Here is an 11,754-nt window from a genome sequence, read left to right as displayed (position 1 = left end):
TGCTTCGCGATCAGCTGTAGGGCGAATAGCACTGCTGGCGCGGGCCGTTGTACGGCTGGAAAGTGTTGTCCGACGAGCGATACGAACGGTAGCGGTCGTAGCACCACTGGATATGCGCGCTTCCACCGCGATAGACACTGCCGCGGTTGTTGTTGATCGCACCAGTGATCAGCGCGCCGGCAATGAAAGCCGCCGCAGGATACCAGAACTCGCCGTGGCGGCGATAACCCGGCCGGTGGCTGTGATAACCGCGATGACCGCGATAGTGCGGGATTCTGCCCCGGAAGTGACGGTCGTCACGAAAGTGTCGACGGCCATCGAAATGACGGCCCCCACCTCGTTTCCATCGGGGTCCTTCGCCTGGACCCTGAACTTGGATCGCGCGGGCCTCCTGAGAGGCCGGCGGTGCCACGAACTGAACGCCTCCAGCCGCGGTCTGCGCCACTGCCGTTCCTGCGAAGGATACGCTGATCGCCGCCGCACACAGCGTTGTCAAAAACTTCTTCATGGTTGCCTCCTGATTGGACAGTCCTGTCCCTCTGGCGGTGGAACGACCACGGCAGCATGCGGTTCCGCACAAACTCCACGCACCCGGAACATTTCCGTGAACGTGGGTCGGCGGGCCGATGCCCAATACGAACGCCCCAAGTGCGGATCAGTCGAGGAACAGAAGCGAAACCATTCCGCCCGGATGGCGCTCAAGCCGACCTGCAAGATCGAGTTCGAGCAGTACCATGAAGACCTGCGCCGGATGCAGGCCGGTGTGACGGATGATCTCGTCGACCGCAGTCGGCGTCGCTCCCAGCGCCTCGACGACCCGCGAGCGGTCGCTGTCGTCCGGCTGCGGCGTGGCGGAAAAATCCGGGGGTTCCTCCAGGGTTCTCGCCGGCGGCAGTGGCGCCCCTATGAGCGGCGCCACCTGCTCCAGGATATCGCGGGCTTCCGTCACGAGGATCGCGCCGTCCTTTAGGAGCCCGTTGGTACCGGCCGAGCGCGGATCGAGGGGAGAGCCAGGAACGGCAAAGACCAGCCGACCCATTTCGCCTGCAAGCCTCGCGGATATCAGCGACCCGGAGCGCATGGCCGCCTCCACGACCAGAAGTCCATGCGACAGGCCGGCGATGATGCGGTTCCGGCGCGGGAAGTCGCGGGCCCGCGGTTCCCAGCCCAGCGGCATTTCCGTGACGACCGCACCGGCACTGCCGGCGATCGCGCGATAGAGTTCGACGTTCTCGGGCGGATAGGGCCGGTCGATCCCGCCGGCAAGGACCGCGACGGTCCCGGTGGAGAGGCTCCCCTCATGCGCCGCGGCATCGATGCCGCGCGCGAGGCCCGAAACCACAGCATAGCCCTCCCGCCCAAGTTCGGCGGCAATGGATCGCGCGATCTTGATGCCCGACAGCGAGGCGTTTCGCGCGCCCACGATCGCGACCGGCGGCAGAGCGAAGACGGCCGGCTCGCCAAGCACGGTCACCAACGGCGGCGGCTGGTCCATCATTCTGAGGAGCGGAGGATAGTCCACCTCGCCAAGTGCGACCAGCCTCGCACCTGCGCGGGCGATCCCGTCGAGTTCTCCCTGCGCCTCCTCGACCGAACAGACCTTCGGGGGCCGCGCCGCGCCGCCGGCCCGAACGAGTTCGGGAAGCCGCGCGAGTGCGGCCTCGGCCGAGCCGAACCGGTTGACGAGGTCGCGGAAGGTTGCCGGTCCGACATTGTCGGTGCGGATGAGGCGCAGCCAGTTCAGACGCTGGCGGTCGCTCAGCGTCCGCGGGCCGGCGCCCGGCCGCGGGTTCATCCCTTGGCCCCGATGCGGGATTCCGTTCCGGCGACCAGCCGCGCGATGTTGGCCCGATGCTTGACGAAGACGATAACGCTCATCAGCACGAAGAGTTCCGCTGCCTGCACGTGGCCGAGCAGATAGAGGGCCACGGGAACGGCGACCGCGGAGACCAGTGCTGCAAGCGAGGAGTACCGCGTGAGGTAGGCGACCGCCAGCCAGGCGACCGCGAAAACCAGCGCCGCCTGCCATGCGACCGCGATCAGCACGCCGAGATAGGTGGCGACGCCCTTCCCGCCCCTGAAGCCGAGCCAGACGGGGAAGAGATGTCCGAGAAACGCCCCCAGCCCCGCGACGAAGGCCTGGTCCGGGCCGTAGAGCCCAGCGATCAGCACCGCCGCCGTGCCTTTCAGAGCATCGAGGAGCAGCGTCAGCGCGGCGAGCTTCTTGTTTCCGGTTCTCAGAACATTGGTCGCACCGATGTTGCCTGAGCCGATCTTGCGGACATCGCCGAGGCCCGCGGCCCGGGTGATCAGGAGCCCGAAGGGAATGGAACCCAGAAGGTAGCCGAAGACCAGGGCGGCGACGAGATATGGCAGAGCGAGCTGCCAGCTGATCGGATCGGGCATCTGAAGTCCTGTGCGAGCGCGACCGGCTATCGGGTCGAAAATATTGTGCGGCCCGCTACCATGGTTTGCAAGACCCGGCCCTGCAGGCGCGCGCCCTCGAAACAGGTGTTCTTGGAACGCGAGCGGATGTCAGCCTCGCGCACGACCCAGGGCTCGTCCAGATCGACGAGGATCAGATCGGCCGGGCTTCCCGGTGCGAGCGTCCCGCCGGGCAGGCCGAAGAGTCGGGCCGGTGCCGTGGAAAGCAGTTCCACGATGCGCAGGAGCGGCAGGTCGCCGTTATGATGAAGGCGCAACGCGGCTCCGAGCAGCGTTTCCAGCCCGATCGCGCCGTCGGCGGCATCGGCGAAGGGAAGCCGCTTGGTGTCCACGTCCTGCGGGTCATGCGAGGAGACGATGATGTCGATCGTGCCGTCGCGCACCGCTTCCACCATCGCCAGGCGGTCCTCTTCGGAGCGCAGCGGCGGCGACAGCCGGAAGAAGGTGCGGTACTCGCCGACATCGTTCTCGTTGAGAGAGAGGTGGTTGATAGACACGCCCGCCGAGACCTTCGCGCCGTCGTTCTTGGCACGGGCGATTGCCGAGGCGGATATCGCAGTGGAAATCTTGGCGGCATGGTAGGCGCTGCCCGTGAGGCGGGCGAGAAGAAGGTCGCGCTCGAGCGGGATCGCTTCAGCCTCGCGCGGGATGCCGGGCAATCCGAGCCAGCTCGCGAACAGGCCTTCGTTCATGACGCCGGAGGAGGCGAGGTCCGGATCCTGCGTCTCGTGCATCACCAGGGCGCCGAAATCGCGGGCGTAGGTGAGCGCCCGGCGCATCACGAGCGCGCTGCGCACGCTGCGCCGCCCCTCCGTGAACGCGACAGCGCCCGCCTCGCGCAAGAGCCCGAACTCAGTCAGTTCATGCCCTTCTAGACGTCGGGTGATCGCGGCGGCCGGGTGGATGTTGATTTCGGCCGTATCGCGCGCGGTGCGCAGCACGAACTCGACAAGCGACACCTCGTCGATCACCGGGCTGGTGTCGGGCATCATTACCAGCGACGTGACACCGCCCGCCGCCGCCGCGGCGCTGGCCGACGCAATGGTCTCGCGGTGTTCCGCGCCTGGCTCGCCGATGAAAACCCGTCCGTCGACCAGACCGGGCATTATCGCCCTGCCCCCGCAGTCGATCACTTCGGCGCCGTCCGGCACGCCCTGGTTCGAAGCGCCGGCGCCCGCCGCGGCGATCCGGCCGCCCTTCACGATCACCGCTCCGCGCTCGTCCAGGCCACGCGAGGGGTCGAGGATGCGCGCATTGGCAAAGACGGTCGTGCCGGTCGCTGGCGTCCTCATGCAGCGCGATCCTCGTTTCGGCGAGGATCGAGCAACGCCTCCATGACGGCCATGCGCACCGCCACGCCCATTTCCACCTGTTCCTGGATGACGCTCTGCGGTCCGTCCGCAATCTCGGACGCGATCTCGACGCCCCGGTTCATCGGGCCGGGATGCATGACCAGCGCGCCCTCCCTCGCGAGCTTCAGCTTCTCGGCGTCGAGGCCGAAATAGCGGAAATACTCGCGCACCGAAGGCACCATGGCGCCTTCCATGCGCTCGCGCTGCAGCCTCAGCATCATGACGACGTCGACGCCTTTCAGCCCCTCGGTCATCGAGTTGGACACCTCCACCCCCATGTCGCGGATCCCGGCGGGAAACAGCGTCGAAGGCGCTATGACGCGCACCCTCGCGCCGAGCGCGTTGAGGAGAATGATGTTGGACCGCGCCACGCGCGAATGCAGGATGTCGCCGCAGATCGCCACCGTCAGGCCGGCGATGGTGCCGCGCGCCCGGCGGATCGTCAGCGCGTCGAGCAGCGCCTGGGTCGGATGCTCGTGCGCGCCGTCGCCTGCATTGACCACCGAACAGCCGACCTTCTGCGCCAGCAATGCCGCCGCGCCGGCCGAGGAATGCCGGATGATCAGGATATCCGGCCGCATGGCGTTCAGCGTCATCGCCGTGTCGATCAGCGTCTCGCCCTTCTTCACCGACGAACTCGCGACCGACATGTTCATGACGTCGGCGCCGAGGCGCTTTCCCGCAAGCTCGAAGGACGACTGCGTGCGGGTCGAGGCTTCGTAGAACAGATTGATCTGCGTGCGGCCGCGCAGCGTCGACATCTTCTTCTCTGACTGCCGGGAGATCGCCACCGCCTTTTCGGCGCGGTCGAGCAAGAGTTCGATGTCGGCGGGAGAAAGCTCGCGGATGCCGAGCAGGTGTCGGTGCGGATAGATCGGGAAGTCCGGCTGGGCGCTCATCTCAAACGCGTCTCATAGGGACAAGCGCAGGCACCCGCAAGCGGACCGTTCCCCCACCCGGTGTTCTCCCCAGGCGATTCCGAAAATGGTGTCAGGTGGTGCTCAAGGTCCGCCGCACGGCGTCCTTCCAGCCATTGATCCGGCGCTTGCGTTCCTTGCTGCCCATGGTCGGTTCGAAGCGGCGGTCTAGCGCCCATTTCTCCGCGAAGGCCTTCGCGTCCGGCCACACGCCGGCCTTCGAGCCGGCGAGCCAGGCGGCACCCAGCGCCGTCGTCTCCAGGATCCGGGGGCGGTCGACCGGCGCGTCGAGGATGTCGGCCAGCCGCTGCATGGCCCAGTCGGAGGCGACCATGCCTCCATCGACGCGAAGCACGGTGTTGCCCTGCATGCCCTTGCAGTCTTTCCACATGGCATCGAGCAGGTCGCGCGTCTGGAATGCGACGGATTCGAGCGCCGCGCGGGCGAATTCGGCCGGTCCCGTGTTGCGCGTAAGGCCGAACATCGCGCCACGCGCGTCAGGGTCCCAATGGGGAGCGCCGAGGCCGACGAAGGCCGGCACGAGATAAACGTCCTGCGTTTCGTCGGCCTGTGCTGCCAATTCGCCGCTGTGCTCGGCCTTGCCGATCACCTTGATGCCGTCGCGCAACCACTGAACGGCCGCGCCCGCCACGAAGATCGAGCCTTCGAGCGCGTAGGTCGTCGTGCCGTCGAGCCTGTAGGCGATGGTCGAGAGCAGCCGGTTCTTCGAGCGGATCAGTTCCTCGCCCGTATTGAGCACGGCAAAGCAGCCGGTGCCGTAGGTCGACTTGATCATGCCGCGCTCGAAGCAGGCCTGGCCGATCGTCGCGGCCTGCTGGTCGCCGGCCACGCCGAGGATCGGGATCGCAGCGCCGAACAGCTTTTCGTCGGTGACGCCGAAATCGTCGGCGCAGTCCTTCACCTCGGGCAGCATCGCGGCCGGGATGTCGAGGATCTTCAAAAGCTCGGCGTCCCACTCGTTCCTGGCGATATTGTAGACCAGCGTGCGCGAGGCGTTGGTCGCGTCGGTGACGTGGTTCTTTCCCTCCGTCAGCCGCCAGATCAGGAAAGAATCGATGGTGCCTGCGAGCAGTTCGCCCTTCTCGGCACGCTTGCGCGCGCCCTTAACGTTGTCGAGCAGCCAGGCGAGCTTCGTCCCGGAGAAATAGGGATCGAGGATGAGGCCCGTGCGCTTGGTGAACTTCGGCTCGAAACCCTTCTTCTTCAGCTTCTGGCACATCGGCGCGGTGCGGCGGTCCTGCCAGACGATGGCATTGTGGATCGGCTTGCCGGTGTCCTTGCCCCACACCACCACGGTCTCGCGCTGGTTGGTGATTCCGATGGCTGCTATGTCGGACGCCTTCAGCTTCGCCTTCCTGAGCGCCTGCTTCACGGTCGAGACCACCGACGACCAGATCTCCTCCGGATCGTGCTCGACCCAGCCGGACGCGGGATAGTGCTGCGCGAATTCCTTCTGGCCGGTGGCCACGATCTTCATGTCGCCGTCGAATACGATGGCGCGGGAGGAGGTCGTCCCCTGGTCGATGGCGAGGATGTGGGACGTCATTGTTCGAGGTACTCACCATCAGAATACTGCCGGCGAAGCTGCTCTACCAAAGCCAGACCGGAAGTAGTCAACGCGAGCAATCCGCTGTCACGGTCGAATCTTGCATATCCTTCAGTCATAAGCCTTTTCACAACTGCCAAATCGGGTACCACGACGTCGCATCCATCGAGGGTTACGCCGCTTGGGTTAAACTGTCGCCCAAGGAAGAGAAAATACGTCAGAATGTACCCGTAAAATCTGCCGGTATTCGACTGTATCTGGGGTATTGTCGTCGCTCCATGGTCGATCGCGGTCTGCAATTCGGTGAGAGACGCAAACCGCGACAGGTCCGCATTGCTTCTCGGTCGGCGATGTGTGTCCGCAGTTTTTCCACCATCGAAATGTCGGCACGCCAAATCTAAGTGACTCTTCATGGCAAGATGAAGTGGCATTCGACCGCCGGTCCTTTTTAATAGAGGACTGCGCCGACCCAAGCCGGCGCAGTCTTTGACGAAACTACTGCCAGCTCTTTACCAGCTCGTCGTAGCTCACGGTCTGGCCCTGCTCCTTCTCGTTCTCGATCTTGAGCTGCGGCGCGAGATTGCCCTTCGAGACGGCATCCTTGTTCCAGTACTCGAGATCGTGCTCCTCGGCCATCTTCGGACCGATGTCGCCCTGGACGCCCGCGCGCTCAAGGCGCTCCAGAACCTTCTCCTGCTCCGCGCAAAGCGAGTCCATCGCTTCCTGGGCGGTCTTGGCGCCCGACGAGGCATCGCCGATCGCCTGCCACCAGAGCTGCGCGAGCTTCGGATAGTCCGGCACGTTGGTGCCGGTCGGCGACCACTGCAGGCGGGCCGGCGAGCGGTAGAACTCGACGAGGCCGCCGAGCTTCGGCGCGCGATCGGTGAAGGACTGGTGATCGAGCGTCGACTGCCGGATGAAGGTGAGGCCGACATGGCTCTTCTTCACGTCAACCGTCTTGGAGGTGACGAACTGCGCATAGAGCCATGCCGCCTTGGCGCGATCGTCCGGCGTCGACTTCATCAGCGTCCACGAACCGGCGTCCTGGTAGCCGAGCTTCATGCCGTCCTTCCAGTACACCCCATGCGGCGACGGGGCGAAACGCCACTTGGGCGTGCCGTCATCGTTCACCACAGGGAGGCCTTCCTTGACGAAGTCGGCGGTGAAGGCCGTGTAGGTGAACATCTGCTGGGCGATCTCGCCCTGCGAGGGAACGGGTCCCGATTCGCCAAAGGTCATGCCCTGGGCCGCGGCCGGAGCATACTTCTTCATCCACTCGAGGTACTTCTCGATCGAGTAGACCGCCGCGGGTCCATTGGTGTCGCCGCCGCGCGCGACGCAGGAACCGACGGGCCGATCGTTCTCGTCGACCTTGATGCCCCACTCGTCGACCGGCTTGCCGTTCGGGATGCCCTTGTCGCCGTTGCCGGCCATCGACAGCCAGGCATCGGTGAATCGCCAGCCGAGCGACGGGTCCTTCTTGCCGTAGTCCATGTGGCCATAGACCTTCTTGCCGTCGATCTCGCGGCCGGTGAAGAACTCGGCGATATCCTCATAGGCCGACCAGTTGACCGGCACGCCGAGGTCGTAACCGTACTTGGCCTTGAAGTCGGCCTTGTTCTTCTCGTCGTTGAACCAGTCGTAGCGGAAGAAATAGAGGTTCGCGAACTGCTGGTCGGGCAGCTGATAGAGATTGCCGTCCGGAGCGGTGGTGAACGACTTGCCGATGAAATCGTCGATGTCGATGTTCGGGTTGGTGACGTCCTTGCCGGCGTTCGCCATCCAGTCGGTCAGATTGCGCGCTTGCTGATAGCGCCAGTGGGTGCCGATCAGGTCCGAATCGTTGATGTAGCCGTCATAGATGTTCTCGCCCGACTGCATCTGGGTCTGAAGCTTCTCCACCACGTCGCCTTCGCCGATCAGGTCGTGCGTGATCTTGATGCCCGTGATGGCGGTGAAGGCCGGCGCGAGCACTTTGGACTCGTATTCGTGTGTGGTGATCGTCTCGGAAACCACCTTGATGTCCATGCCCTGGAACGGCTGGGCAGCATCGACGAACCACTGCATCTCGGCTTCCTGCGCCGCGCGGTCGAGGGTCGACATGTCGCCGATTTCGGCATCGAGGAACGCCTTGGCCTCGTCCATGCCGGCATAGGCATGGCTGACGCCGAGACACAGGACAAGGGCGGTGGTGGATGTTAAAAAGTGCCGTCGCATGAGTAGTCCTCCCATAAGGTTGCGATTGCGATCCGGAGCCGCGGCCGGCACGCCGCGGCTCCGACGATTTCTCCCTCTATACGTAGCGGAAAACGCCGACGGCGTAGACCACGGAGAGAGCGAGAGCCCACCAGAGACTGGAACCGATCAGCCCCAGCCAGGCGAGAGTGATGAAGGCGCTGCCGAGCAGCGACACGAAGAGCCTGTCGCCGCGCGTCGTTTCGAAGCGCAGGATGCCGACCCGCGGATGACCGCCCGGGCGGGCGTATTCCCAGACCGCCATGCTTGCCAGGAGCACGAAGATCACAATGAAGAAGATCGCGGTCGGCCAGGTCCAGGCCATCCAGGAGAGACTCATCACACCCTCCCCAGGGCGAAGCCCTTGGCGATGTAGTTGCGGACGAAATAGATCACCAATGCCCCGGGAATGATGGTGAGCACGCCGGCCGCGGCGAGCACGCCCCAGTCGAGGCCCGAGGCGGAGACCGTGCGCGTCATGATGGCCGCGATCGGCTTCGCATCGGTGGTGGTCAGCGTACGCGCGATCAGGAGTTCCACCCACGAGAACATGAAGCAGAAGAAGGCGGCCACACCGATGCCGCTGGCGATCAGGGGCATGAAGATCTTCACGAAGAAGCGCGGGAAGGAATAGCCGTCGATATAGGCGGTCTCGTCGATCTCCTTCGGCACGCCGGACATGAAGCCCTCCAGGATCCACACCGCCAGCGGCACGTTGAACAGGCAATGCGCCAGCGCGACCGCGATGTGGGTGTCGATCAGCCCGAAGGCCGAATAGAGCTGGAAGAACGGCAGCGCGAAGACGGCCGGCGGCGCCATGCGGTTGGTCAAAAGCCAGAAGAACAGGTGCTTGTCGCCGAGGAACCGGTAGCGCGAGAAGGCGTATGCCGCCGGCAGCGCGGCCGCCACCGAGATGACCGTGTTCATCACCACGTAGATGATGGAATTGATGTAGCCCTTATACCACGACGGATCGGTGAAGATGACGGCGTAGTTCCGCAGCGTCGGATTCTGTGGCCAGAGCGAAAAGGTACCGAGGATCTCCTGGTTGGTCTTGAAGCTCATGTTGACCAGCCAGTAGATCGGCAGGAGCAGGAAGACGATGTAGAGCGTCGGCACGAGCCACCAGAACCGCGACTGTTCTCCGCGCCGGCGCATCACGCGGGCGACCTCGGCGCTCTTCGCGCTCGCCGATCCGACCGTGGTGGTGTCCGTCTCGCCCCGCATCAGTGTCCGGTCCCTCTCATTTGCCGCTCCCTGCCTCGTCGACGCCATCTCACTTCTCCGACCCGGCGTTGGTCATGACGGTGTAGAAGACCCAGGACAGGAGGAGGATGATCAGGAAGTAGATGATCGACATGGCGGCCGCCTCGCCGAGGTTGAACTCGCCGATCGCCAGCTTCACGAGGTCGATCGACAGGAAGGTGGTCGTGTTGCCGGGTCCGCCGCCGGTGACCACGAAGGGTTCCGTGTAGATCATGAAGCTATCCATGAAGCGCAGCAGAACCGCGATCAGGAGCACCCGGTTCATCTTCGGCAGCTGGATGTAGCGGAAGATGGCCCAGCGCGAGGCGCCATCGATCCGCGCCGCCTGGTAGTAGGCGTCCGGAATCGACACCAGACCGGCATAGGAGAGGAGCACGACGAGGCTCGTCCAGTGCCAGACGTCCATGACGATCACCGTCACCCAGGCGTCGAAGGGATCGTTGACGTAGTTGTAGTCGATCCCCATTGCCGCGAGCGTACGCCCCAGGAGCCCGATGTCGATGCGGCCGAAGACCTGCCAGATCGTGCCGACGACGTTCCACGGGATGAGCAGCGGCAAGGCCATGAGCACGAGGCAGATCGGCACTCCCCACCCCTTGCGCGGCATATTGAGCGCAATGAAGATGCCGAGCGGTATCTCGATCGCCAGGATGATCGCCGAGAACGCCAGGTTGCGCCCCATCGCGTTCCAGAACCGGTCCGACGACAGCACGTCCTGGTACCATTCGGTTCCCGCCCAGAAGAAGACGTTGTTGCCGAAGGTATCCTGGACGGAATAATTCACCACCGTCATCAGCGGGATCACCGCGGAAAAGGCCACCAGCAAGAGCACCGGCAGCACCATGAACCAGGCGCGGTTGTTCCAGGTCTTGGTCATGCCGCTGTCCTCTCGGATTCGCCTTCGAAGGCGACGCGCCACGAACCGGCATAGATGTTGATCTTTTCCGGCACGAACGCGACATGGGGTTCCGCCGGCACGTCCTCGTCCTCCCGGACGATAGCCGCGATCTCGTGATCCTGGAGCCGCGCGCGCACGATCTTGTGCCGCCCGATGTCCTCCACTTTCGTGATCTGAACCGGCATGCCTTCTCGGCCAAGCCGCACGAATTCCGGCCGGATTCCGAGTTCGATCGCGCCGCCCATCGGCGTGCGCGGCTTGCCCGGCAGCGTGATCGCGGTGCCGCCAAACCGCGCCTGGGCGCCCTCGACGGAGACGGGCAGCACGTTCATGCCGGGCGATCCGATGAAGTATCCGACGAAGGTGTGCTTCGGTCGCTCGAAGAGTTCGTCGGGGGTGCCGATCTGTACCACCTCGCCCTCGTACATGACGACGACGTCGTCGGCGAAACTCAACGCCTCCGTCTGGTCGTGGGTGACGTAGATCATCGTGTGGCCGAAACGGCCGTGCAGGAGCTTCAGCTGCGAGCGCAGGACCCACTTCATGTGCGGGTCAATGACGGTCAGCGGCTCGTCGAAGAGGATCGCGTTGACGTCCGAGCGCACCAGGCCGCGACCAAGCGAGATCTTCTGTTTCTGGTCCGCCGTCAGCCCCCTCGCCCGGCGCTTCGCCCAGTCGGACAGGTCGATCATCTCGAGGATTTCGCGCACGCGTCGGTCGACGTCGCGTTCGGCAACGCCGCGGTTGCGCAAGGGAAACGCCAGATTGTCGTAGACGGTCATGGTGTCGTAGATCACGGGGAACTGGAACACCTGCGCGATGTTGCGCTCCTGCGTGGAGAGCGTCGAGACGTCGTTGCCGTCGAAGAGGAGGCGGCCTTCGGTCGGGTGCAACAGGCCGGAGATGATGTTGAGCAGCGTCGTCTTGCCGCATCCGGACGGTCCCAGAAGCGCATAGGCGCTGCCGTCCTTGAAGGTGTGGTGCACTTCCTTCAGCGCCCAGTCGGCATCCGACTGTGGCCTCGCGCCGTAGGAATGACGAATGTGCTCGAGGTCGATCCGTGCCATCCCGCCC

General features: G+C 64.6%; 11 protein-coding genes. All 11 read right to left on the bottom strand.

Annotated elements, in window-relative coordinates; translation table 11 throughout:
- Positions 1 to 10: 10 nt before the first annotated feature.
- Complete coding sequence (locus tag ABGN05_RS12810; RefSeq protein WP_367954441.1) at positions 11 to 508, bottom strand: BA14K family protein; 498 nt, start codon at positions 506 to 508, stop codon at positions 11 to 13.
- Between the two features lie 147 nt (positions 509 to 655).
- Positions 656 to 1,795, bottom strand: a complete 1,140-nt coding sequence (gene dprA, locus ABGN05_RS12805; RefSeq protein WP_367954440.1) for a DNA-processing protein DprA — start codon at positions 1,793 to 1,795, stop codon at positions 656 to 658.
- On the bottom strand, positions 1,792 to 2,406 hold the full coding sequence (plsY, locus tag ABGN05_RS12800; protein ID WP_367954439.1) for a glycerol-3-phosphate 1-O-acyltransferase PlsY: 615 nt from the start codon (positions 2,404 to 2,406) through the stop codon (positions 1,792 to 1,794). Before plsY ends, dprA begins: the two co-directional genes overlap by 4 nt.
- A gap of 26 nt (positions 2,407 to 2,432) precedes the next feature.
- On the bottom strand, positions 2,433 to 3,737 hold the full coding sequence (locus ABGN05_RS12795; RefSeq protein WP_367954438.1) for a dihydroorotase: 1,305 nt from the start codon (positions 3,735 to 3,737) through the stop codon (positions 2,433 to 2,435).
- Positions 3,734 to 4,696 carry an aspartate carbamoyltransferase catalytic subunit gene (locus ABGN05_RS12790; RefSeq protein WP_367954437.1) on the bottom strand — a complete coding sequence of 321 codons (963 nt, stop codon included), beginning with the start codon at positions 4,694 to 4,696 and terminating at the stop codon, positions 3,734 to 3,736. The genes ABGN05_RS12795 and ABGN05_RS12790 overlap by 4 nt, the downstream gene beginning before the upstream one ends.
- A 91-nt stretch (positions 4,697 to 4,787) precedes the next feature.
- A complete protein-coding gene (glpK, locus tag ABGN05_RS12785) occupies positions 4,788 to 6,281 on the bottom strand; it encodes a glycerol kinase GlpK (RefSeq protein ID WP_367954436.1) in 1,494 nt (497 codons plus the stop codon).
- Positions 6,282 to 6,776: 495 nt separating this feature from the next.
- The gene (locus ABGN05_RS12780) at positions 6,777 to 8,498 is read right to left on the bottom strand and encodes an ABC transporter substrate-binding protein (RefSeq protein ID WP_367954435.1); all 1,722 of its coding nucleotides are present in this window, start codon (positions 8,496 to 8,498) and stop codon (positions 6,777 to 6,779) included.
- A gap of 76 nt (positions 8,499 to 8,574) precedes the next feature.
- The gene (locus ABGN05_RS12775) at positions 8,575 to 8,856 is read right to left on the bottom strand and encodes a DUF2160 domain-containing protein (protein WP_367954434.1); all 282 of its coding nucleotides are present in this window, start codon (positions 8,854 to 8,856) and stop codon (positions 8,575 to 8,577) included.
- Positions 8,856 to 9,674, bottom strand: coding sequence for a carbohydrate ABC transporter permease (locus ABGN05_RS12770; protein ID WP_367955125.1), 819 nt, complete (start codon positions 9,672 to 9,674; stop codon positions 8,856 to 8,858). The genes ABGN05_RS12775 and ABGN05_RS12770 overlap by 1 nt, the downstream gene beginning before the upstream one ends.
- 118 nt (positions 9,675 to 9,792) lie before the next feature.
- Positions 9,793 to 10,659: a carbohydrate ABC transporter permease gene (locus ABGN05_RS12765; protein WP_367954433.1), complete on the bottom strand. Its 867-nt coding sequence runs from the start codon at positions 10,657 to 10,659 to the stop codon at positions 9,793 to 9,795.
- The gene (locus ABGN05_RS12760; RefSeq protein ID WP_367954432.1) at positions 10,656 to 11,747 is read right to left on the bottom strand and encodes an ABC transporter ATP-binding protein; all 1,092 of its coding nucleotides are present in this window, start codon (positions 11,745 to 11,747) and stop codon (positions 10,656 to 10,658) included. Before ABGN05_RS12760 ends, ABGN05_RS12765 begins: the two co-directional genes overlap by 4 nt.
- Between the last annotated feature and the right edge of the window lie 7 nt (positions 11,748 to 11,754).

The sequence above is a fragment of the Aquibium pacificum genome, from assembly GCF_040839445.1.
GTDB classification, from domain to species: domain Bacteria; phylum Pseudomonadota; class Alphaproteobacteria; order Rhizobiales; family Rhizobiaceae; genus Aquibium; species Aquibium pacificus.
The sequence above is the reverse complement of the archived record's forward strand: the minus strand, read 5'-3'. Positions and strand labels throughout refer to the sequence as shown.

Coding starts and splice junctions, on each gene's coding strand:
- ABGN05_RS12810 (WP_367954441.1), bottom strand. CDS start 508: ATGAAGAAGTTTTTGACAACGCTGTGTGCGGCGGCGATCAGCGTATCC.
- ABGN05_RS12775 (WP_367954434.1), bottom strand. CDS start 8,856: ATGAGTCTCTCCTGGATGGCCTGGACCTGGCCGACCGCGATCTTCTTC.
- ABGN05_RS12795 (WP_367954438.1), bottom strand. CDS start 3,737: ATGAGGACGCCAGCGACCGGCACGACCGTCTTTGCCAATGCGCGCATC.
- ABGN05_RS12765 (WP_367954433.1), bottom strand. CDS start 10,659: ATGACCAAGACCTGGAACAACCGCGCCTGGTTCATGGTGCTGCCGGTG.
- dprA (WP_367954440.1), bottom strand. CDS start 1,795: ATGAACCCGCGGCCGGGCGCCGGCCCGCGGACGCTGAGCGACCGCCAG.
- ABGN05_RS12780 (WP_367954435.1), bottom strand. CDS start 8,498: ATGCGACGGCACTTTTTAACATCCACCACCGCCCTTGTCCTGTGTCTC.
- ABGN05_RS12790 (WP_367954437.1), bottom strand. CDS start 4,696: ATGAGCGCCCAGCCGGACTTCCCGATCTATCCGCACCGACACCTGCTC.
- ABGN05_RS12760 (WP_367954432.1), bottom strand. CDS start 11,747: ATGGCACGGATCGACCTCGAGCACATTCGTCATTCCTACGGCGCGAGG.
- ABGN05_RS12770 (WP_367955125.1), bottom strand. CDS start 9,674: ATGCGCCGGCGCGGAGAACAGTCGCGGTTCTGGTGGCTCGTGCCGACG.
- glpK (WP_367954436.1), bottom strand. CDS start 6,281: ATGACGTCCCACATCCTCGCCATCGACCAGGGGACGACCTCCTCCCGC.
- plsY (WP_367954439.1), bottom strand. CDS start 2,406: ATGCCCGATCCGATCAGCTGGCAGCTCGCTCTGCCATATCTCGTCGCC.